Source organism: Rhizobium sp. Leaf384 (assembly GCF_001424065.1).
GTDB lineage: Bacteria > Pseudomonadota > Alphaproteobacteria > Rhizobiales > Rhizobiaceae > Ferranicluibacter.
In genome coordinates, this window is sequence record NZ_LMQE01000006.1 from 106992 (window position 1) to 128982 (window position 21991).

The following is a 21991-nucleotide window of genomic DNA, read 5'->3' on the forward strand; positions in this document are numbered from 1 at the left end:
CTCGCCGATCCCGTGCCGCCGATCCCGTGCCGCGGCTTCGCCCGACTTGCGAACGCGCGGAGGGGGGGCCATATAGACGAACGCCCCGGAGACGTTCATGCCGACCCTCGTCCGCTTTCTCATCATCTGCCTGATCATCGCGGGCGCCATCTACGCAACCATGCTGGCCCTCGTCACCTTCGTCGATCCGGCCGAGCGCGACGTGACGATCCGCATCCCGCCGGAGCGGCTGGACACCGAACGCCTGGCACCGCGATAATGGATCTGTCGTCCGCCCACCTGGAATCCTTCCTGGAGATGATGAGCGTCGAGCGCGGCGCAGCCGTCAACACGCTCTCATCCTACCAGCGCGATCTCGAAGACATCCTGTCCTTTCTCAAGGGCCGCGGCGTGACCGTGGCGGAGGCGGGACCGGACGATTTTCGCGCATATTTCGCCGCCTTCGCCGCGCAGGGCTTCAAGGCCTCCTCGCAGGCCCGCCGCCTGTCGGCCCTGCGCCAGTTCTACAAGTTTCTCTATGCCGAGGGCATCCGGACCGACGATCCGACGGGCGTGCTGGATGCGCCGAAAAAGGGTCGGCCGCTGCCCAAGACCATGAGCGTCGACGATGTGACCCGCCTGATCGGCCAGGCCGAGGCGGAAGCGGAGGCCGAACCGCAGCTCGATCGCCTGCGCATGGCGGCCCTGATCGAACTCCTCTACGCGACCGGCATGCGCGTCAGCGAACTCGTCACCCTGCCCGCCTCGGTTCTGGCGCGCGACGGCCGGTTTCTCATCGTGCGCGGAAAGGGCAACAAGGAGCGGATGGTGCCCCTGTCGCGCAGCGCGATCGCGGCGCTGCAGCGCTACGGCGCGCGGATGCAGGCGGAAGCGGCCGCACGGCCAAGCGAAACCAGAGACGCAGACGACAGCCCGTGGCTGTTTCCGGCAAACTCCGAGACCGGCCATCTCCCGCGGCAGGTCTTTGCGCGCGACCTGAAGGGTCTTGCCGGTCGGGCCGGCGTCCGCGTCGCCTCGATTTCGCCGCATGTGCTGCGGCATGCCTTTGCCAGCCACCTTCTTGCCAATGGCGCGGATCTTCGCGCCGTGCAGGAACTGCTCGGCCATTCGGACATTTCGACCACACAGATCTACACCCACGTGCTCGAGGAAAGGCTGCACGATCTCGTGCAAAACCATCACCCTCTTGCCAAACAGGCCAAAAAACAGGATTAGGACGCTCGCCTCCCGTTCCGGACTGCCACGGGAGACCCGCGTCGAAACGATCGGAACCGCATCTCATGCATCACTATCTCGATTTCGAAAAGCCGATCTCGGACCTCGAAGGCAAGATTCACGAGCTGAAGAAGATCGCCGGCGAGGACGAGAGCATCGACACGAGCGACGAGGTCGAACGGCTCGAGGTCCGCGCCCGCGAGGCGACCGTCGAGATCTATTCCAAGCTCACGCCCTGGCAGAAGACGCAGGTCGCGCGGCATCCGCAGCGCCCGCACTTCCAGGAATATGCCGCCGGTCTCTTCACGGACTTCACGCCGCTCGCCGGCGACCGGAAGTTTGCCGAAGATGCCGCCATCCAGGCAGGCCTTGCCCGTTTCCGCGGCATGCCCGTGGCCGTCATCGGCCAGGAAAAGGGCAACGACACCAAGTCGCGCATCAAGCACAATTTCGGCAGCGCCCGGCCGGAAGGCTATCGCAAGGCGATCCGCGTCATGGAGATGGCCGATCGCTTCGGCCTGCCGCTGATCACGCTGATCGACACCGCCGGCGCCTATCCCGGCATCGGCGCGGAGGAGCGCGGTCAGGCGGAAGCCATCGCGCGGTCCACCGAGATGTGCCTCAATCTCAAGGTGCCGATCATTTCCGTTGTTCTCGGTGAAGGCGGATCCGGCGGCGCGATCGCCATTGCCACCGGCAACCGCGTCTACATGCTCGAACACGCGATCTACTCGGTCATCTCCCCGGAAGGTGCCGCCTCCATTCTGTGGCGCGACTCCACCCGCGCCAAGGAAGCCGCGACCAACATGAAGATCACGGCCGAGGACCTGAAGGCCTTCGGCGTCATCGACGGCATCATCGAGGAACCCGTCGGCGGCGCGCATCGGGATGCCGATCTCGTCATCGACCGCACCGGCGGCATCATCGCCGACGCGCTGAAGGACCTGTCGAGCCGCAAGGGCGAGGACCTGCGCAAGGAGCGCCGCGAGAAGTATCTGAGCATCGGTCGCTCGCTCTAGGCGCGACCGGGGCTCCAGGTGTAAAGACACTCGCCCCTGCGCCGGGCGTCGATGCGACTGCCTTATTCCGGGCACGCCCGCCCTATTTCGGCTATGATTGTCGGGCCCTTTGTGCGTAGACGCTTGCGCGTGAGGGAGACATCCGCGCGCGCGGGTGCTTGGGCGGTTAACAATTTGTGAAGCATAAAACCGTATTGATTCTGGCAGACTCGGCCGCTAGGGAAGAGTCGCGTCCGACTTTCATTTCGATGGGCTCCTGCCGATGCGTCTGACACATATTCTCGCTGCCGCCGTCATGGGCCTGTTTCTGGCGGGCTGCACCACGGAAGAAGTGGTCGATAGCGTCGACGTCGACCTGAAGAAGGTCACCAGCAAGACCAACTACGAACTGTCCGGCAAGATCGTCCAGAAGATGCAGGCGATGAGCATGGCGAAGACCTCGCCGATCATGCTGCGCATCTTCAAGGAAGAAGGCGCACTCGAGGTCTGGAAAGCCAATACGTCCAACCGCTTCGAGAAGCTGCGCGAGTACAAGATCTGTGCCTGGTCCGGCAAGCTCGGCCCGAAGGTCAAGGAAGGCGACCGTCAGGCGCCCGAGGGCTATTACCCCCTCGCCCCGGGCCAGCTGAATCCGAATTCCAGCTACTATCTCGCCATCAACACCGGCTTTCCGAACCAGTTCGACCGCGCAAACGGCCGCTTCGGCACCAATCTGATGATCCATGGCGCCTGCTCCTCGTCCGGTTGCTACTCGATGACCGACGAGCAGATGCAGGAGATCTTCGCGCTCGCCCGCGACGCCTTCAAGGGCGGCCAGTCGACCATCCAGCTGCAGGCTCTGCCCTTCCGCATGACGGCCGAGAACATGGCGCGGCATCGCAACAGCCCGCATTACGATTTCTGGAAGAACCTGAAAGAAGGCTACGACCAGTTCGAAATCACCAAGCGTCCGCCGGAATTTGCGATCTGCGACCGGAAATACGTCTTCAACAAGAGCGTCGCCGGCAAGATGAACCCCACGGGCCAGTGCCCGGCGCTGTCGACGCCGCCCTCCATGGAAATGGCGCTGGCGAGCTACAACAAGAAATATGACGAGGACTACGCGAAGGCGCTGAAGAAGCTCGACGGTCTCGTCTGGTACGAGCCGAGCGAAGCCGAACGCAAGGCCGTGGTCGCCAAGCAGCGCGCCGGCCGCGAACTCGCCTACGCCCCGACGGGCACCTCGCTCGACGCCGGCAAGCTGATGAAGGTGGCCGATCTCGAGAAGCAGGAAGCCCACCGCGCCGAGCTTGAAGAGGCCAAGAAGGCGATCGAAATCCAGACCGCGGCTCTCGAGAAGAGCACCCGCAACGGCAAGAGCGTGCCGATCCCGCAGGAAAACCCGCTGCCGCGCCCGGTCGCGCAGATCGCGACCGCCGCGCCGGTGCCCGGCCAGGGCGGTTTCTGGGGCAATCTGTTCAAGAAGCCGGCACCGGTCGCCGCCGCCCAGCCCGCCAGCGGTCCGCTGCTCGGCGAACCCCAGACGGCAAGCGCCGACACGACGGGCCAGAGCCTTGCCTCCGGTCCGGGCGCAGCCGCCAGGGCCGGCCGCGAGACCACGGCCGCCGTACCGGTCAACGTGGAAACCCGGAAGGTCAGCGTCAAGCCCGGCCACAAGGGCGCCCAGCCGACGGCCGTCAGCCAGGCTGCGCCGGTCGATCAGACGACGGGTGCACAGGTCTCCGCCGCCGGCGCACACACAGCCGAAGGCGCTCAGGCTGCAGGTGAAATGCCCGTGCCGCAGGCGTTGGCCGAGCAGCAGCCGGAAGGCAAGAAGAAGCCGTTCTGGAAGCTGTGGTAAAGCCCGGCCTCATCTCCGCAGCGCCGTCGACGGCGGGCGACGAAGGGCCCGCCTCGTCCGGTCATCAGGATCCGGCGTGTCCGCCGGGCCCAGAGCCGGCACTTTCTCTCGATCTCAAGGGACTGAAGTGCCCCCTCCCCGTCATGCGCACCCGCAGGCGGATGGCATCGCTCGACACGGGCACGCTGGTCCGGGTGGAAACCACCGACCCGCTTGCCGTCCTCGACATTCCCCATTTCTGCAGCGAGGACGGTCATCGCCTGGAACATCAGGAGGCGACCGCGCGCGGCCACCGCTTTCTCATCCGCAAGGGGTCCGTCTGAGCCGACGTCCGCCTGTCGTGGAACCGACCCCCGTGCCCGTCCCGCCGTGTCCCCTACCATGAGGGGCGCGGTTACATGCGCAGGCCGGGGACCGCCAGCGGATTGTCCGAAAGCGCCTGCCGGTCCGGCCGGTCGATCGCGGGCTTGCCGGTAAACGCATCGAACAGATCGCGGACGAAGTTTTCCTCGAGCCCCTTGGTGATCAGCACCATGCGCGTGCGCCGATCGTCCGGGTCCGGCCAGGCAGCCAGCCGCTCCGGGGGGTGAAAGATCTGCTGGACGCCGTGCAGCACCAGGGGCCGCTCGGGCCGCTCCGCGGTGCAGACGATCGCCTTCATGCGCAAAAGCTTCTCGCCATGCGCCGAGCGGAGAAGATCGACGAACATGTCGAGCGCCATCGCGGAAATCGGCCGGTCATGCACGATGCTGAAGGAGCGGATATCGTCGCCATGCCGGTTGGTGTCGTGGCGATGCGCATGGGCAGCGCCATGCTTGTGATGATGGCCATGATGATCATGCGCATGGTCACCATCGTGGCGGTGTTCTGCGTCATGCCCGTGTGCCGGATCATGATGGTGATGGTGATGGTCGTGATCGGCCTCGTCCTGAAGCCAGCGGCCGACATCGGCGATCTTCGTTGCGGGATCATAGAGACCGCAGGCAAACAGCGCGGCCCGACCCGTTTCCGGAAGATCGCCATCGATGACCGGGGCGCGCGGATTGAGAACGGCCAGACGGGCCTTCAGCGCCGCGACGCCTTCGGGCGTCCCGAGCGTCGCCTTGGTCAGCACCAGGCGGTCGGCGACCGCGATCTGCTTGGCGGCCTCGACATGATGGTCGAGCGTCGAGAGTCCGTTGACGGCATCCACCACCGTCACCACGCCGTCGAGCCGGTAGCTCTGCGCCAGGGTCGGATGCCCCATCACCGATTGCATGACCGGCGCGGGATCGGCAAGACCGGTGGTTTCGATGACGACGCGCTTCAGCGGCCGGATCTTTCCCGTCTGCATCCGATCCATGAGATCGGCCAGCGTATCCACAAGCTCGCCCCGCACCGTGCAGCACAGGCATCCGTCCGCAAGCTCAATCACGCCGTCGCCGGAGGACTCCACCAGCAGATGGTCAAGCGACACGTCGCCGAACTCGTTGATGATGACGGCCGTGTCGGCAAGGTCCGGATCCTGCAGCAGGCGGTTGAGCAGCGTCGTCTTGCCGGCGCCGAGGAAGCCGGTCAGGATCGAGACCGGCACCGGATCGAAACGGGTAATCATGGCGCTCGCTTTCAAGGCATGCCGGGCTTTGCGGGCATGCGGGGGACAGGACGGGCCGCACGCCCGAGGAGAGCGGGCGTGGCGACCTTTAAAAGACCGGCCGCGGCACGGGCACCGGCACATTGGCAACGTCGCCCTGTGCGCCGTCGGTCTGGCCGTCGGCATCCGCCGCCTTCGCCCCCTGGCCCGGGATGAGCTGTGCCGACACGAAATTCAGCGGCCGGTTGATCTCGTGGATGAAGGGCGACAGCAGCTTCTGGCGTCCCGCCTCGTCGCGGCCTTCGCTGCGCACCTTGGCGGCCTGTGCCGAACAGATCTGCTTGGAAATGTCGGCCGTTACGTCGCGCGTGTCGCCGTAGGGGGCGATCTGCCCGAGGCCCGGCTTTCCCGCCGGGCTCGACGTCAGCGCCATCTGCATGAGGCGGGCCGACTCGTCTGCCCGGCCCCCGAGGCTGTCGGCGCCGAGCACGACGGACACGACGCTGCGACCGTTGCGTGTGGCCGATGACACCTGGTTGAAACCCGACGCGCAGATGAAGCCCGTCTTCATGCCGTCCGCACCGTCGAAGCGGCCGATCAGCATGTTGTAGTTGGGGTAGCTCTTCTTGCCGGTGGTGAAACCCTCATAGGCGAAATAGGCCGCATATTCGGGAAATTCGCGCTTGATGGTGATGGCGAGAACGGCAAGGTCCCGCGCCGTCGTGTACTGTCCGGGCTCGGGAAGGCCGTTGGGATTGACGAAGTTCGACGACGTCATGCCGATCCGCTTCGCCTCGGCATTCATCATGGCGACAAAACCGGGCTCGGAGCCGCCGACCGCCTCGCCGATCGCCACCGCGATATCGTTGGCCGACTTGATCAGCATCATCTTCAGCGCGCTGTCGAGCGTCATCGATGCGCCGGGCTTCAGATACATCTTGCTCGGCTGCTCGGAGGCCGCATGCTTCGACATCACCACCGGCGTTTCCAGCGTCATGCGACCGGCTTTCAAGGCACGAAACGTCGTGTAGGCCGTCATCAGCTTCGTCAGCGATGCCGGATACCAACGCTGGAAGATGTCTTCCTGCTCGTAGACCTTGAGCGTCGCGACGTCGACCACCAGCTTGGGGTTGGCAAGGGCCGGCGCCGCGACCGTCAGTGCCACCGTACCGGCCAGGGCTGCAGCCACCAGCCTGGCCCCTGCCGACGCTCCGGCTCCCACATTGAAACCGGACATGCGAATCTTCATAGTCACCACAGTTCAACCTCGAAATTTTCGGGCAGTGCCTCGTGCCGAGGCGCTATTTAACCTATATGGCAGGGGCAAGGCAAAGACCTTTGCCAGAAGATTGCCCGGCGAAATCGCCCGGCCGCCACCCTGCGACCGCGCGCTGCCACCACGACCGACAGGATAGACCATGCCGATTCTCAACCGTGCTGCCGAACTCCAGGACGAAGTCACAGCGTGGCGCCGCCATCTTCACAGCCGGCCCGAACTTCTGTTTGCGGTCGAAAATACGGCATCCTTCGTCGAAAACAAACTGCGCGACTTCGGTGTTGACGAGATCGTGACCGGGCTCGGGCGCACGGGCGTGGTCGGCCTCATCCGCGGGCGGCTGGGCGATGGCGCCACCATCGGCCTTCGCGCCGACATGGACGCCCTGCCGATGACGGAGACGACCGGCAAGCCCTACGCCTCCACGACACCCGGCAAGATGCATGCCTGCGGCCACGACGGCCACACGGCCATGCTGCTCGGCGCCGCCAAGTATCTTGCGGAAACCCGCAACTTCAAGGGCGCGGTCGCCGTCATCTTCCAGCCGGCCGAAGAGGGCGGCGGTGGCGGCAACGAGATGGTCAAGGACGGCATGATGGAGCGCTTCGGCATTTCCGAGGTTTACGGCCTGCACAACATGCCGGGCATGCCGCTTGGCCATTTCGCCTCCCGCGTCGGCCCCATCATGGCCTCGACCGACGAGTTTTCCATCACCATCGAAGGGCGTGGCGGCCATGCGGCCCAGCCGCACCGGACCATCGATCCGATCGTGCTCGGCGCGCAGATCGTCACCGCGCTGCAGACCATCGCGTCGCGCACGGCCGACCCGCTGTCGGCCGTGGTCGTGTCCGTCACCAAGTTCAATGCGGGCTTTGCCCACAACGTCATCCCCGAGCAAGCGCTGCTCGCCGGCACCGTCCGCACGCTGATGGCCGAAAATCGGGACATGGCCGAGCGCCGCATCAACGAGATCTGTACGCATCTGGCCGCAGCCTACGGCGCGAAGGCCCGTGTCCGATACGCACGCAACTACCCCGTCACCGTCAACCACGCCACGGAGACCGGCCATGTGCTGCAGGCCGCAAGCGATGTCGCCGGTGCGGCACAGGTCGCGGGCGATGTCGACCCGATGATGGGCGGGGAGGATTTTTCCTACATGCTGCTTGCCCGCCCCGGCGCCTTCATCTTCATGGGCAATGGCGACAGCGCCGGACTGCACAATCCGGGCTACGACTTCAACGACGAGGCCATTCCCTACGGCATCTCCTATTGGGTGCGTCTCGCCGAAAGCCGCCTGGGCGCCTGATGAGCGGCATCGACAAGATCGACCGGCGGATCCTCAGCATCCTCCAGGCAGACGGGCGGATCACCAATCTGGAACTGTCCGAGCGCATCGGCCTCTCGCCGACCGCCACCAGCGAACGCATGCGCCGGCTTTTGAAGGAGGGTTTCGTTTCGGGCTTCGGCGCGCGTCTCGATCCGCAACGGCTTGGCTTCGGCCTGCTCGTCTTCATTGAGGTCATGCTGGACAAGACGACGCCGGAGGTCTTCGACACGTTCGCCGATGCCATCCGCAAGGCACCGTCCGTCATCGAATGCCACATGGTTGCCGGCGGCTTCGACTATCTGGTGAAGACCCGCTTCGAAGACATGAGCGCCTACCGCAACTTCCTCGGCCAGTTTCTCTGGACGCTCCAGGGCGTCAAGGAAACCCGAACCTATGCGGTGATGGAGGAAATCAAGAACGACGGTCCCCTGCCGCTGCTCTAGCGGAACTGGTCACTTTCTGGGCACTGCACAATACCCGCGCAAGTTTGGTGCGCCTATGTATCAGGACACACTAATAGTGCGGGCCTGTGGGTCCAGCCAGAAGGTCGCAACCATGATGGAACCCGAGAGGAAGGACATTTCGGAAACGCGCGCCACGCCGCGGGCCATGCGGGCTGTGACCGAGCGGATTGGCATTGATCTCGAGAGCTTCCGGCAGGAGAACGACGACATCGTCCGCCACATCCGCCTGCTCGGCATCAATGCGAGCATCGAGGCCGCGCGGGCCGGGGATATCGGCAAGGGCTTTGCGGTCGTCGCAAGCGAGGTGCAGCGGCTGGCCGGCGTTTCCGCTACGATCGCCGCCAAGCTCCAGCAGGAGGTGATGGAGCGCGTCAATCTCGGCCGCGCCTTGTCGGACGCCCTGGTGCACGAGATGGAGGGCGTCCGCTTGGTCGACCTCGCTCAGACCCTCGTTCAGCTCATCGTGCGGAACCTGTTCGAGCGGACCGCCGACGTCCGCTGGTGGGCGACCGATACGGCCCTCTGGGAGGCCCTGGAAAATCCCAATCGCGCCTCGCAGGCCTTCGCCGCCAAACGCCTCGGCGTCATCAACCGCTTCTACACCGTCTATCTCGACCTGGTGATGGTGGACACGTCCGGCCGGGCGGTCGCCTCCGCCAATCCGAGCTTCCAGAAAGGGATCATGGGCCAGAAGCTTGCCGGCGAACCCTGGGTGGCTGCCGCCATGAAGACGGAATCGGGCGACGACTACATCGTCGATACCGTCAAGCCGAGCCCCCTGCACGGCAATGCGGATGCGCTGGTCTATGCCACGGGCATCCGACAGGGCGGCGTCTCGACGGCGCCGCTCGTGGGTGCGCTCGGCGTCTATTTCGACTGGGCGAACCAGGGCCAGTCGATCGTCAACAAGGAAGCCAACATCGCGCCAGCGGACTTGGAGCGCACGACGGTCCTGCTGCTCGACGGCCGGGGCATGGTGATCGCCGCCTCGCGCCCCGCGCTGGTCTACACCAGTTTTGCCCTGACGCCGCCCGAAGGCATGAAGCGGGGCAGCTACTACATGAGCGACGGAACGCTGGTCGCCTTCGCGCCGACCCTTGGCTACGAGGATTATGACGGTCTCGGTTGGTGCGGCGTCGTCATCCAGCGACCCGAACGTGACGCCGATATCCGCGAGCGCTTCTCGCTCTGACGTCACGAAAAAGGGGCCACCGTCGCCGGTGGCCCCTTGGTCCAAGACCGACAAGACGTCCGATCAGATCGTCGCGGCGTCGATCAGATCGTCGCGGCGTCGATGACGAAGCGGTAGCGCACGTCGCTCTTCAGCACGCGCTCATAGGCTTCGTTGACCTGATCCATGCGGATCAGTTCGATTTCCGAGACGATGTTGTGCTTGCCGCAGAAGTCGAGCATCTCCTGCGTTTCCTTGATCGAGCCGATCATGGAGCCAGCAACGCTGCGGCGGGCGGGCACGAGCGAGAACGCGTGGACCGGAACCGCATTTTCCGGAATGCCAAGCAGCACAAACGCGCCGTCGACCTTCAGCAGGCCGAGATAGGCATTCCAGTCGATTTCAGCCGAAACGGTGCAGAGGATGAGGTCGAACGTGCCGGCCAGGGTCTTGAACGTCTCGGCATCGCTCGTTGCGTAGTAATGCGTCGCACCGAGCTTCAGGCCGTCTTCCTTCTTGGAAAGCGACTGGCTGAGCACGGTGATCTCGGCGCCGAGAGCCGCACCGATCTTCACGCCCATATGGCCAAGGCCGCCCATGCCGACGACAGCCACCCTCTTGCCGGGACCAGCCTTCCAGTGCATCAGCGGCGAGTAGAGCGTGATGCCCGCACAAAGCAGCGGGGCCGTCGCGGCAAAATCCAGATTGTCGGGAATAGAGAGCGCGTAGCCTTCCTTCACGACGATGCTGTCGGAATAGCCGCCATAGGTCGGCGTCGTGCCGTCGGCCTCGACATCGTTATAGGTCTGGACCAGACCCGGCATGTAGTGTTCGAGGTCGAGATCGCGCGTGGCGCAGGTCGTGCAGGAATTGACGAAGCAGCCGACGCCGGCCTTGTCGCCCACCTTGAACTTGGTCACGCCCGCGCCAACGGCGGACACGATGCCGACGATTTCATGGCCGGGAACCATGGGGTACTTCGCGTTGCCCCATTCGTTGCGGACCTGGTGGATATCGGAATGGCAGATGCCGGAATACTTGATGTCGATGACGATATCGTCTTCGTTGGGCGCACGACGCTCGAAGGTGAAGGGTTCGAGCGGCTTCGACGCGTCGGTCGCCGCATATCCTTTTGCGAAAGCCATGGGTGGTTCCTTCTGTCTGCAAATCTGAACCGAGCGAGACATCGCCGGCCGCGGCAATATGCAATTTATCACTGACCAAGGCATGCGCCATTCCTGCAAATTTCTTGCCCGATCCTGCAAATGCTGATGCAGGGACTGCCTCCGCCCGCCAGGCGGCCCGTCGTGGAATGGCTGTGCTCGAACGAGCGGATCATGCGGTTCGTACCACGCGGGGTTGCCGGTTCCCGACCGCTGAGCGGCAGGCGATATAGGGCAATTCCGACGTTGAAGCCGGAGCGGCTTTCACGCTAGATATCGTGTTCCTGCCGTCACCCGCATCAGGAGAGGCTTACCCTCATGTTCGACCCGTCCGTCGCCCGCCGCCAACCCTTCGTCGAGATCATTGCCCGTTTCGCCAGCGAGGACGGCGACCACGCGACGCCGGTGCCCGGGCTGACGCTGCACCGCCGCTCGGATCAGGCCGTCCCCTCCTGCGGCGCCTACCGCCCGAGCTTCGCCCTCATTGCCCAGGGCGTGAAAAAGGTGACGCTCGGCCACGAGACCTACATCTATGGCGGCTCCGACTATCTGCTCACCTCGTTCGATCTTCCGGTCACGAGCCAGATCGTCCAGGCCTCGCCCGAAAGCCCCTATCTCGGCATGGTCTTCGAGATCGACGTCGCGAAAATCCCGCCGCTTCTTGCCCTGCTCGACCGGCCGGTTGCAGCGGCAGACGGTGCGCAGGCCGCGACCGGCCCCGCGGCTGACGGTGCGGCGACGGAGCAGCGCGGCATGTCGGTGGCCGCGCTGACGCCCGAGCTCGAGGACGCCGCCCTCCGCCTGCTGCGGCTTCTCGACCGGCCCGGCGATATCCCGGCCTTGCTGCCGCTGATCGAGCAGGAGCTGATCTTCCGTCTGCTGACGGGCCCTCATGCCGCGCGGCTTCGCCAGATGGCGATGGTGGAAAGCCAGTCGCACCAGATCGGCCGCGCCTGCGCCTGGCTGAAGGAGCATTACGCGCTGCCGCTGCGCATCGAGGATCTCGCCCGCCGCGTCAGCATGAGCGTGTCCTCTCTCCATCACCATTTCAAGGCGATCACCGCCATGAGCCCCATGCAGTACCAGAAGCAGCTTCGTCTGCAGGAAGCACGCCGGCTGATGGTGGAGACCATGCTGGATGCCGGAAGCGCCGGCCATCAGGTGGGCTACGAAAGCCCCTCCCAGTTCAGCCGCGAATATGCCCGCCAGTTCGGCGCACCGCCGCTGCGCGATGTCGGCCGCACGCGCCGCTCTCTCACCGATCGCCGGGGCAGAGAGCCGGAAATGCTGAGCGAGGGCTGAGCCCTCCACGCTCTCTCCCGAAAACCTACACCACGATCCCGCATCGAACCGGAGTTCCCATGACCGAAACCGTCCGCCTGTCCCTCGACGACGCCCGCGCCCTGAGCCTGCAGGCGCTCGCCCGGGCCGGCCTTACGTCCGATCATTGCGAGGCGCTGGCCGACCTGGTCATGGCCGGACAGATCGACGAGTGCCATTCGCACGGGCTCTATCGCGTGCTGAGCTGCGCCGATGCCATCCGCAAGGGCAAGGTCGACACGGCGGCCGTGCCGGAGATTTTCGACCAGGCCCCCGGCATCGTCCGGGTCGACGCGAAGTTCGGATTCTCCCCGCTTGCCTTTCGGCTCGGGCTGCCCTTGCTGCAGGAGAAGGCGCGCACGCAGGGCGTAGCCGCGCTTGCCATCAACAATTGCTATCACTTTTCCGCGCTCTGGCCCGAGGTCGAACGTCTCGCCGCTGCCGGCCTTGCGGCCCTGGCCATGACGCCGAGCCACAGCTGGGTTGCGCCCGCCGGCGGCACGAAGCCGGTGTTCGGGACCAACCCGATCGCCTTTGCCTGGCCGCGTCCGGGCCCCTATCCCTTCGTGTTCGACTTTGCCACCAGCGCATCCGCGCGCGGCGAGATCGAACTGCACCGGCGTGCCGGAAAGCCGATCCCCGAGGGGTGGGCGATCGACAAGGACGGTGCGCCGACGACCGACCCGGAAGCGGCCATGGCGGGGGCGATGCTGACATTCGGCGGGCATAAGGGTTCGGCCCTCTCCGCCATGGTCGAGCTGATGGCCGGGCCGCTGATCGGCGACCTGACAAGCCGCGCGTCCCAGATCTTCGATGCGGGCGCCGGGGTCACGCCCTGCCACGGCGAACTCCTGCTGGCCTTCGACCCGAACCTGCTCTCGGGTGGGCACGCAGCGGAACATGCCGAGCGGGCGGAGGTGCTGTTCGACGCGATCGTCGGCCAGGGTGCCCGTCTTCCCTCGCAGCGTCGCTACGCTGCCCGCGAACGCAGCCATGCCAATGGCAGCGTCGAGATCCCGAAGTCGCTGCACGACGACCTGCTCGCACTGCTCGGCTAAGGACGACCTGATCGTCGGGGTTGGGATTCCGGACCGTTCGCGGCCCGGGATCGTGGGCTGAGGACCCGGGAATGGAAGGCCGTTCAGGCCTCGGGGTCAACGGCGGCCCGCGCCCATTCCCGGCGACCGATCATCACCATGGCCCCCATCAGCATGGCCGCGAGCGCAAACCAGGTCAGGGCGTAGACGAGGTGATTGTTGGGAAAGACGATGCGCGTGAGGCCGCCGACCGGCAGTCCGCCCGGATTGGCCGTGCCGTCGGCATCGATGAAGTAGGGAGCGGTCCGGTCCTGCCCGCGCGCCGCGGCGATCGCGGCCACATCCCGGGAATACCAGCGATTGCCGGGAGGATCGTTCTTGCGGAGAAATCCGCCGCCCGGCTCGGAAAGCCGCAGCAGGCCGACGATCGTGGCTTCGCCGGGCGCAGTGCCGGCGGACCGGCTCGCAGGATCGCGCCGGTCGGGCGGAACGAAGCCCCGGTTGACGAGGACGGTGGTGCCGTCGTCGCGAACGAGCGGCGTCACGACCCAGAAGCCCGGGCCGCGCTCGGTCGTCGCCTGCACCAGCGTTTCCGCCGCGTGACGGAAGGTGCCGGTGACGCGGACATGTCGGTACTCGTCGTTCCCTGCGGTGATCGCCGACCACTGATCGGCCTGGGGCGCTTCGACCGGGGCGGCATGGACCCGGGCATCCACCCGTTCGATCAGATCGAGCTTCCAGAAGAGGCGCTGAACCTGCCAGATGCCGAGCGCCAGGAGCACGACCGTCACGAAGGTCGACGCAACCCCGAAAACGACGAGCCCTCTGCGGGATCGGCCGCGCGAAACGGCGGCGCCCGGAGGCGCGAGTGCATCGTCGGTGCCCGTCTTACGCGTGGATCCGGCGGCCGTGTCCGGCCGCCGGGAGGGATCAGGGGACATTGCGCATCATGTCCGGGGTCATGGTCATCATGTTCGTGTTCAGATGATGCATGACCCAGAGCGAACCGGACAGAGCGATGACGATCAGCACGAGCGTGAAGATCAAAGCCATGATCGTCCATCCGCCTTCGGATTTGGTGTTCATGTGCAGGAAGTAGACCATGTGCACGACGATCTGCACGACGGCGAAGACCATGACGAGCCCGGCCGTGAGGGCCTTGTTCTCGAACACCTCGCCCATGACCAGCCAGAAGGGGATGGCCGTGAGGATGATCGAGAGGACGAAGCCGGTCATGTAGCTCTTGAAGGAGCCGTGAGACGCTTCGTGACCGTGGCTATGGCCGTGATGGGCCTCGTGCGCGTCCTCGTGCAGGGGGGCGTGTGTGCTCATCCGAGAACTCCGATCAGGTAGACAATCGAGAAGACGCCGATCCAGACGACGTCGAGGAAGTGCCAGAACATCGACAGGCACATCAGGCGGCGGCGGTTTTCCGGGATCAGGCCCTTCATCGACACCTGGGCCATCAGCGTGATCAGCCAGATGATGCCGAAGGTCACGTGCAGCCCGTGGGTGCCGACCAGCACGAAGAACGCCGACAGGAAGGCGCTGCGACCCGGGCCGGCGCCTTCATGGATCAGGTGCACGAACTCGTAGATTTCAAGACCGATGAAGATCGCGCCGAAGATGCCGGTGATCCCGAGCCAGAACAGCGTCTCTGTCTTGGCGTTGCGCTCCATCTGCAGCATCGCGAAGCCGTAGGTGATCGACGAGAGAAGCAGCATGGACGTGTTGATCGCCACCAGCTTCAGGTCGAACAGGTCGGCCGGTGACGGCCCGGCCGCATAGGAGCGGCCGAGCACGGCATAGGTGGCGAACAGGATCGCGAAGATCAGGCAGTCGCTCATCAGGTACAGCCAGAAGCCGAGGCCCGTGCTGTTCTCCGGATGATGGTCCTCCGTCATGTAGAAGACCGGCTTTTCGCCTTCGGCGACAGGGTTGTGTGTCGGTGCGCTCATGTTCAGGCCTGCCCGGAGAGCTGCCGTGTGCGCTCCCCTTCCGTTGCGACGACGTCTTCCGCCGGGATGTAGAAATCGCGGTTGTAGTTGAAGGTATGTCCGATGGAGACCGCGATGATGCCGACGAAGGCAACGATGGCCAGCCACCAGATGTACCAGATCACGCCGAAGGCGAAGGCCACGCTGAGGCCGCTGAGGATGATCCCCGTGCCGGTGTTCCGCGGCATGTGGATCGGCTTGAAGCCCTCGAGCGGACGGGCATAGCCGCGGCTCTTCATGTCGTACCACGAGTCATGGTCGTGGATGACGGGCGTGAAGGCGAAGTTGTAGTCCGGCGGCGGCGACGAGGTCGACCATTCGAGCGTCCGGCCGTTCCAGGGATCGCCCGTCACGTCGCGCAGCTTCTCGCGCTGCAGGAAGCTGACGACGAGCGAGATGATGAACGAGGCGATGCCGAGCGCGATCAGGAAGGCCCCGAAGGCGGCGATGATGAACCAGATCTGCAGCGACGGATCCTCGAACTGGCTGAGGCGGCGCGTGACGCCCATCAGGCCGAGCACGTAGAGCGGCATGAAGGCGAAGTAAAAGCCGACCAGCCAGAACCAGAAGCTCATCTTGCCCCAGAAGTCGTTCAGCTTGTAGCCGAAGGCCTTCGGGAACCAGTAGGTGACGCCGGCCATGACGCCGAACACCACGCCGCCGATGATGACGTTGTGGAAATGGGCGATGAGGAACAGCGAGTTGTGCAGCACGAAGTCGGCCGGGGGAACGGCGAGCAGGACGCCCGTCATGCCGCCGATGACGAAGGTCACCATGAAGCCGAGGGTCCAGAGCATGGGAACCTCGAACCGGATGCGCCCACGATACATCGTGAAGAGCCAGTTGAAGATCTTCGCACCCGTCGGGATCGAGATGATCATCGTGGTGATGCCGAAGAAGGCGTTGACGCTGGCGCCCGAACCCATGGTGAAGAAGTGGTGCAGCCAGACGAGATAGGACAGGATGGTGATAACGACCGTCGCGTAGACCATCGAGGCATAGCCGAACAGGCGCTTGCCGCAGAAGGTGGCGACGATTTCCGAGAAGATGCCGAAGGCCGGCAGGATTAGGATGTAGACCTCCGGGTGACCCCAGATCCAGATCAGGTTCACATACATCATCGGGTTGCCGCCGAGATCGTTCGTGAAGAAGTGCGTGCCGACATAGCGGTCGAGCGACAGCAGCGCGAGCGTGGCGGTCAGGATCGGGAAGGACGCGACGATCAGCACGTTCGTGCAGAGCGAGGTCCAGGTGAAGATCGGCATCTTCATCATGGTCATGCCCGGTGCGCGCATCTTCACGATGGTCGCGATCAGGTTGATGCCCGACAAGGTCGTGCCGACACCCGCCACCTGCAGGCCCCAGATATAATAGTCGACCCCCACGCCGGGGCTATAGTCGGCGCCGGAAAGCGGCGGATAGGCAAGCCAGCCCGTGCGGGCGAATTCGCCCACGAAGAGCGAGATCATGATGATCGCCGCGCCGGCCGCCGTCATCCAGAACGAGAAATTGTTGAGGAACGGGAACGAGACGTCGCGGGCACCGATCTGCAGCGGCACGACGAAGTTCATCAGGCCGGTGACGAAGGGCATCGCCATGAAGAAGATCATGATCACGCCGTGCGCGGTGAACACCTGGTCGTAGTGATGCGGCGGCAGGAAGCCTTCATTGCCGTTGAAGGCGATGGCCTGCTGCGTGCGCATCATCAGCGCGTCGGCAAAGCCGCGCAGGAGCATGATCAGCGCGAGGATCACGTACATGATCCCGATCTTCTTGTGGTCCACGCTCGTCAGCCACTCCTTCCAGAGATAGCCCCAGAGCTTGAAATAGGTGAGCGCGCCGACGACCGCGAGGCCGCCAAGGACGACGCCGATGAAGGTGAGCACGAGGATCGGCTCGTGGTAGGGAAAGGCTTCCAAGGTCAATCGTCCGAAGACGAGGCTGGAAATGTCCTGATTAAACATGGTGACCCCAGTTCTTACAGTCGCAAGCGGTGCGGAAAAGCGCCGCGATCATTTCGAGTTGTTCAGCTGTTCGGGCGCGATCGAGCCTTTGTCTGGCGTCGAGGAGCCGCTGTCGGAGGCCGGAGCCTGCGGGTTTTCGCCACCCATCTGGTGACCGTCCATATCGTGACCGTTCATGTTCAGCATGTCGTGCTGCATCGGCTGTGCGCCGCTGCCGGACTGGCCCTCGGCATCCTGTCCGGTCGTGCCTTCGGGTGCGCCCTGTCCGCGCGCCGGCTGGCCGGTTGCGGGGAAGGTTGCCGAGTTCGTGCCGTCGCCGGTGCCGGCGTGGCGGTTGTCATACTGCAGGCGTTCGCGGTTGGCTTCGCTCTCTTCGCCGCCGCCACCCATCATGTCGACATGCATCATTTCGTTCATGCACATCTTGCCCGGCTGGGCGCACATGTTGAGGACTGCCTCGTAGAGACCGTTCTCGACGCCGCCGTAATATCGAACCGGCTCCCGCTCGCTCGGCTTTTCGAGCTTCAGATAGGCATCGCGGTTGAGCATGGTGCCCTGCTGCTTGACCTTGGAGACCCAGCCGTCGAAGCCGGCCTGATCAAGACCATGGAACCTGAAGCGCATGTGTGAGAAGCCGGCGCCGCTGTAATTCGCGGAGAAGCCCTCGAACTCGCCCGGCGCGTTGATCACGGCATGGAGCCGCGTCTGCATCCCCGGCATGGCGTAGATCTGTCCGGCGAGCGCCGGGATGTAGAAGGAGTTCATGACCGAGGACGCAGTGATCTTGAAGTTGATCGGCACGTCCACGGGCGCCGCCAGTTCATTCACCGTGGCGATCCCGTAGTCCGGATAGAAGAACAGCCATTTCCAGTCGAGCGCGACGACCTCCACGGTCAGCGGCTTGACGTCGGCGGGAATGGCGCGCTCCGCGTCCAGGCGGTCGATCGGGCGATAGGGATCGAGCTTGTGCGTGCTGATCCAGGTGACGGCGCCGAGTGCGATGATGATGGCGAGCGGCGCAGACCAGATCACCACTTCCAGACGCGTGGAATGGTGCCATTCGGGATCGTAGACGGCCTGCGTGTTCGCACGGCGATAGTGCCAGGCGAAGTACAGGGTCAGCACGATCACCGGAATGATGATCAGGAGCATCAGGAAGGTGGAGACCAGGATAAGGTCGCGCTGCTGTGCTGCGATGTCGCCCGAGGGAGACATCACCACCATGTTGCAGCCGGCAAGCCCCGCCAGCAGCGGCAGCATGAGGATGCGACAAGCGTGTCGATAGAGGTTCGCCATGGTCCAATGCTCTTTTCGTTGTCTGTGCCCTGCGAGTAATACCCTGCGACCACGAACGATATGAGGTGTTTGGTCGCACCGCAGCAAAAATGATGCCCTGCGGCAAAACGTGCTGCCGCGTCGATAGACCGCTCGGGCTCGGTTCGCCATTCGCGACGGCGCGTCGTCCACAAGCTTCCGGATCGGCCTGCCTGTATGCGAGATATGCATTGCGCGGAAAAAGTCGAGACTTGGGCCTTGAATTGATCGCATCCGGACACAGGGCATAGCGTCGCAGGGGACAATTTCTCGCCGCGGGCCCTTGATAACGGTGTTGGTTTGATCAACATCGTTCAAAAGACGGCACGCGTTGAACCGCGCGGCCCTGTGACGGCATGGAGGCATCCCGATGACAACGATAGCAGAGACGTCCGGCGGACCCTCTTCCTCCGCTCTGGAGCGCGACGCCCGGCAGATCCACGGCGATGCGCCGGTCTCCCCGGGCTCGATCGCGCTCGGCGTGATCATCGGACGCATGTCGGAGTTCTTCGATTTCTTCGTGTTCGGCCTTGCCTCGGTGCTGGTCTTTCCGCGGCTGATCTTTCCCTTCGCACCGGACGCGCTGACGGCAACGCTCTATTCCTTCGCGATCTTCTCTCTCGCCTTCGTCGCACGCCCCATCGGCTCGATTGCCTTCATGGCCATCGACCGGGCCTACGGTCGCGGCACCAAGCTGACCATCGCGCTGTTCCTGCTCGGAATTTCCACGGTGTGCATGGGCTTCCTGCCGAGCTACCAGGACGCCGGCGTCTGGGCGATCTACCTGCTCGCCATCTTCCGCATCGGCCAGGGCCTGGCGCTGGGCGGCGCCTGGGACGGGCTGGCCTCTTTGCTCGCACTGAATGCACCGGAAAAGCACCGCGGCTGGTACGCGATGATTCCGCAGCTCGGCGCGCCGATCGGCTTCGCCCTCGCCAGCATCCTGTTCGGCTTCTTCGTCGCCAACACCTCCGAAGCCGACTTCCTCTCCTGGGGCTGGCGCTACCCGTTCTTCGTGGCGTTCGCGATCAACGTCGTTGCCCTCTTCGCCCGCTTGCGCCTCGTCATGACGAAGGATTTCGGCGATCTGCTGGAGCGTCACGAGCTCGAGGCCGTGCCCTTCACCGACCTGATCCGCACCCATGGCCGCGACATCCTGATCGGCGCCTTCGCACCGCTGGCAAGCTTCGCCATGTTCCACGTCGTCACGATCTTCCCGCTGGCCTGGACCAATCTCAACAGCGACCAGTCGATCGGCTCGTTCATGCTGGTTCAGGTGGCCGGCGCCGGCCTCGGCATCATCACCGTCGTCGCCTCGGGCCTCCTTGCCGACCGTTTCGGTCGCCGCAAGCAGCTGGTCATCGGTGCGATCATCATCGCCATCTTCAGCTTCATCGGCCCCATCCTGCTCGGCGCGGGCCAGACCGGCATCTCGTCCTTCGTCATCGCCGGCTTCGGCGTGCTCGGCCTGTCCTTCGGCCAGGCGGCGGGCTCGGTCTCCTCGCGCTTCACGCAAGGGTACCGCTATTCGGGCGCGGCGTTTACGTCCGACCTGGCGTGGTTCCTTGGCGCGGGCTTTGCACCGCTGATCACACTCGGCCTGTCGAGCAAGTTCGGCCTGCCCTTCGTGGGCTACTACCTGCTGTCGGGCGCGATCTGCACCATGCTGGCCCTTTTCCTGAACAAGCGTCTGCTGGCCCGGGAATAGTCGCAACCCACGCGCATGACGAAACATCCCGGCGAACGTCGAACGGTCGCCGGGATGCGGTATATCGATGGTGAAGAGGGAACGTTCTGGAAAAGCGGCAAGGCCCGCCTATTCGGGAAGCAGCGTGCGGAAACTGCCGTTGAAGTAAAGCAGCGGCGCTGCGCCCTCGCGAACATGCACGCTGCGGACCCGGCCGATGAGGACGGCATGGGTGTGACGGTGCAGTGCTTCGTCCAGCCCGCAGTCGATGACGGTCAGCGCGTCGGCGAGCGCCCATCCACCGCTGTCGAGCTTGATCCATTCGGCACCGGCATAGCGCTCGGCACCCCGACGCCCGTCGGCCCCCGCAAAAGCCTTTGCGATGCCTTCCTGCCCTTCCGCCAGCACATTGACGCAGAAGCCGCCGCTGCGTTCCAGCACTGGCCAGGATGACGACGTCCGGTTCAGACTGACGATGACGGATGGCACGTCTGCGGACAGGGAGGTCACCGACGTCGCGGTGAAACCTGTCCGCCCTTCGCCGTCGCCCACCGTGATCACGCAGACGGCGCCAGCAAGATGACGCATGGAAAGCTTGAACGCAGCGGCATCGGGGGCAGCTTCCACGGACGACGGATGAACGGCAGCAGTCATGTCTCGATACCTCGCAATGGACCCGACGAGGCGACGACACCGCGGCGGTCGGGGCTTTCCGTCTTACGCGACTCCCCTGAACATCTCACCTACCATCTTTCCTTCATCGAAGACGCGACGCAAGCGGCGGGCCGCGATCTTCCCGTATGCTTTACCGAGGCTGAACGGAAGACAGACCGGACGCGTCTCCGCAAGGCCGCAGCGACAGGGACGCGCGATCACGGCGCGGAGGCTCGCGGCAGTTCGCCAGGAGGCAGGCTCTGCGCGAGGCGCACGAGATAGCCGTCCGGATCCTGCACCAGAAGCTCGCGCGAGACCACGTCCCGCCCGCCGACATTGTAGACGACATCCTGCACGCCACGGAACAGCGGCCATGCGGCCGCCTCGAGACGGGCCGCGATGTCGGATATGTCGGACACCGCGATCTGGAAGTTGATGCCACGGCCGAGGGGCGGCTCCAGGGGCGCCGTGACCCAGGCACCGTTGATCTGCGACAGCATCACTTGTGCGCCCTCGCGTTCGAGATAGGCGAAGTTTGCAGCCTTCCGGTCATAGGCGATGCGGAAGCCGAGGAGATCGCACCAGAAGTTCAGGCTGCGACCGATATCGATCACGTCGAACTCCGGGACGAGCGCATTGAAGCCGCCGGCCGGCAGTCCGCCGGCGCTGTCGGCAGCGTTGCGCTCGCTCTGCCCGAGGCTGGGTGGGGTGATATCAAGGCTCATGATGCCGGCGCCTCCCGCCGATCGGCAAGGTTCCGATCCAGGCGCCCATCCAAGCGCCCAAGGCAAATGCGGATATCGAAGGTCATCGGCGGCTCCGGGCGGGCAGGCTCTCCTGTCCGCCACCTTAGACGGCCATGCCGTCCGGGCAAGCCTGAAAGCCCTGAGCGGAGCGGAAACCCGCGCGGGCCGCCGCGAAACGACATGGCCTCACGATCGAACGGAACTTCGGAGAAATGCGCGCGTTG

20 protein-coding genes and 1 pseudogene are annotated in these 21991 nt (G+C 64.7%); 11 read left to right on the plus strand and 10 right to left on the minus strand.

Features of this window, described 5'->3' with window-relative positions; genetic code table 11:
- The first annotated feature begins 97 nt into the window (after positions 1–97).
- The 5 genes and pseudogenes from ASG25_RS23150 to ASG25_RS14135 form a co-directional block, all read left to right on the plus strand.
- A complete protein-coding gene (locus tag ASG25_RS23150; protein ID WP_164490738.1) occupies positions 98–259 on the plus strand; it encodes a hypothetical protein in 162 nt (53 codons plus the stop codon).
- On the plus strand, positions 256–1215 hold the full coding sequence (gene xerD / locus ASG25_RS14120; RefSeq protein WP_062475747.1) for a site-specific tyrosine recombinase XerD: 960 nt from the start codon (positions 256–258) through the stop codon (positions 1213–1215). The genes ASG25_RS23150 and xerD overlap by 4 nt, the downstream gene beginning before the upstream one ends.
- A 65-nt stretch (positions 1216–1280) precedes the next feature.
- Entirely contained in the window at positions 1281–2234 is a 954-nt protein-coding gene (locus tag ASG25_RS14125) for an acetyl-CoA carboxylase carboxyltransferase subunit alpha (protein WP_062474908.1), read from the plus strand.
- Between the two features lie 262 nt (positions 2235–2496).
- A complete protein-coding gene (locus tag ASG25_RS14130) occupies positions 2497–4074 on the plus strand; it encodes a murein L,D-transpeptidase family protein (RefSeq protein ID WP_062474911.1) in 1578 nt (525 codons plus the stop codon).
- Positions 4075–4184: 110 nt separating this feature from the next.
- Positions 4185–4397 (plus strand): annotated as a pseudogene (locus ASG25_RS14135) (sulfurtransferase TusA family protein); the annotation flags it as partial.
- 71 nt (positions 4398–4468) lie between these two features.
- On the opposite strand, the gene ASG25_RS14140 reads toward ASG25_RS14135, so the two are convergent.
- Together ASG25_RS14140 and ASG25_RS14145 are read right to left on the minus strand one after the other, a co-directional pair.
- On the minus strand, positions 4469–5668 hold the full coding sequence (locus ASG25_RS14140; RefSeq protein WP_062474914.1) for a GTP-binding protein: 1200 nt from the start codon (positions 5666–5668) through the stop codon (positions 4469–4471).
- 88 nt (positions 5669–5756) lie between these two features.
- Positions 5757–6884, minus strand: coding sequence for a D-alanyl-D-alanine carboxypeptidase family protein (locus ASG25_RS14145; protein WP_062475753.1), 1128 nt, complete (start codon positions 6882–6884; stop codon positions 5757–5759).
- Between the two features lie 181 nt (positions 6885–7065).
- On the opposite strand from ASG25_RS14145, the gene ASG25_RS14150 reads away from it, so the two are divergent.
- The 3 genes from ASG25_RS14150 (at position 7066) to ASG25_RS14160 (ending at position 9906) form a co-directional block, all read left to right on the plus strand.
- Positions 7066–8229: a M20 aminoacylase family protein gene (locus ASG25_RS14150; protein ID WP_062474917.1), complete on the plus strand. Its 1164-nt coding sequence runs from the start codon at positions 7066–7068 to the stop codon at positions 8227–8229.
- Positions 8229–8693 (plus strand): Lrp/AsnC ligand binding domain-containing protein, encoded by a 465-nt coding sequence (locus ASG25_RS14155; RefSeq protein ID WP_062474920.1) that lies wholly within the window; start codon positions 8229–8231, stop codon positions 8691–8693. The genes ASG25_RS14150 and ASG25_RS14155 overlap by 1 nt, the downstream gene beginning before the upstream one ends.
- A gap of 112 nt (positions 8694–8805) precedes the next feature.
- Positions 8806–9906, plus strand: a complete 1101-nt coding sequence (locus tag ASG25_RS14160) for a methyl-accepting chemotaxis protein (RefSeq protein WP_200942810.1) — start codon at positions 8806–8808, stop codon at positions 9904–9906.
- An 83-nt stretch (positions 9907–9989) separates the two neighbouring features.
- Here ASG25_RS14160 and ASG25_RS14165 read toward each other — a convergent pair whose 3' ends face one another.
- Entirely contained in the window at positions 9990–11030 is a 1041-nt protein-coding gene (locus ASG25_RS14165) for an NAD(P)-dependent alcohol dehydrogenase (protein ID WP_062474923.1), read from the minus strand.
- A 336-nt stretch (positions 11031–11366) separates the two neighbouring features.
- On the opposite strand from ASG25_RS14165, the gene ASG25_RS14170 reads away from it, so the two are divergent.
- A complete protein-coding gene (locus tag ASG25_RS14170; RefSeq protein ID WP_062474926.1) occupies positions 11367–12350 on the plus strand; it encodes an AraC family transcriptional regulator in 984 nt (327 codons plus the stop codon).
- A gap of 59 nt (positions 12351–12409) precedes the next feature.
- Positions 12410–13426 (plus strand): Ldh family oxidoreductase, encoded by a 1017-nt coding sequence (locus ASG25_RS14175; protein WP_062474929.1) that lies wholly within the window; start codon positions 12410–12412, stop codon positions 13424–13426.
- Positions 13427–13509: 83 nt separating this feature from the next.
- Here ASG25_RS14175 and ASG25_RS14180 read toward each other — a convergent pair whose 3' ends face one another.
- From ASG25_RS14180 to cyoA, 5 genes are read right to left on the minus strand one after another with little or no spacing between them, the layout of a single operon-like run.
- Complete coding sequence (locus ASG25_RS14180; protein ID WP_082480194.1) at positions 13510–14346, minus strand: SURF1 family protein; 837 nt, start codon at positions 14344–14346, stop codon at positions 13510–13512.
- Positions 14336–14737 (minus strand): cytochrome o ubiquinol oxidase subunit IV, encoded by a 402-nt coding sequence (cyoD, locus tag ASG25_RS14185; RefSeq protein WP_062474932.1) that lies wholly within the window; start codon positions 14735–14737, stop codon positions 14336–14338. The genes ASG25_RS14180 and cyoD overlap by 11 nt, the downstream gene beginning before the upstream one ends.
- On the minus strand, positions 14734–15363 hold the full coding sequence (gene cyoC, locus ASG25_RS14190) for a cytochrome o ubiquinol oxidase subunit III (RefSeq protein ID WP_062474935.1): 630 nt from the start codon (positions 15361–15363) through the stop codon (positions 14734–14736). Before cyoC ends, cyoD begins: the two co-directional genes overlap by 4 nt.
- Before the next feature lie 2 nt (positions 15364–15365).
- Entirely contained in the window at positions 15366–17366 is a 2001-nt protein-coding gene (gene cyoB, locus ASG25_RS14195) for a cytochrome o ubiquinol oxidase subunit I (protein ID WP_062474938.1), read from the minus strand.
- Positions 17367–17414: 48 nt separating this feature from the next.
- A complete protein-coding gene (gene cyoA, locus ASG25_RS14200; protein ID WP_082480195.1) occupies positions 17415–18662 on the minus strand; it encodes a ubiquinol oxidase subunit II in 1248 nt (415 codons plus the stop codon).
- 397 nt (positions 18663–19059) lie between these two features.
- Here cyoA and ASG25_RS14205 point away from each other — a divergent pair, with 397 nt between their 5' ends.
- The gene (locus ASG25_RS14205; RefSeq protein ID WP_062475762.1) at positions 19060–20388 is read left to right on the plus strand and encodes an MFS transporter; all 1329 of its coding nucleotides are present in this window, start codon (positions 19060–19062) and stop codon (positions 20386–20388) included.
- A 108-nt stretch (positions 20389–20496) separates the two neighbouring features.
- On the opposite strand, the gene ASG25_RS14210 is transcribed toward ASG25_RS14205, so the two are convergent.
- Together ASG25_RS14210 and ASG25_RS14215 are read right to left on the minus strand one after the other, a co-directional pair.
- On the minus strand, positions 20497–21021 hold the full coding sequence (locus ASG25_RS14210; protein ID WP_062474941.1) for a flavin reductase family protein: 525 nt from the start codon (positions 21019–21021) through the stop codon (positions 20497–20499).
- 218 nt (positions 21022–21239) lie between these two features.
- Entirely contained in the window at positions 21240–21746 is a 507-nt protein-coding gene (locus ASG25_RS14215) for a VOC family protein (RefSeq protein ID WP_244479412.1), read from the minus strand.
- Positions 21747–21991: the final 245 nt, after the last annotated feature.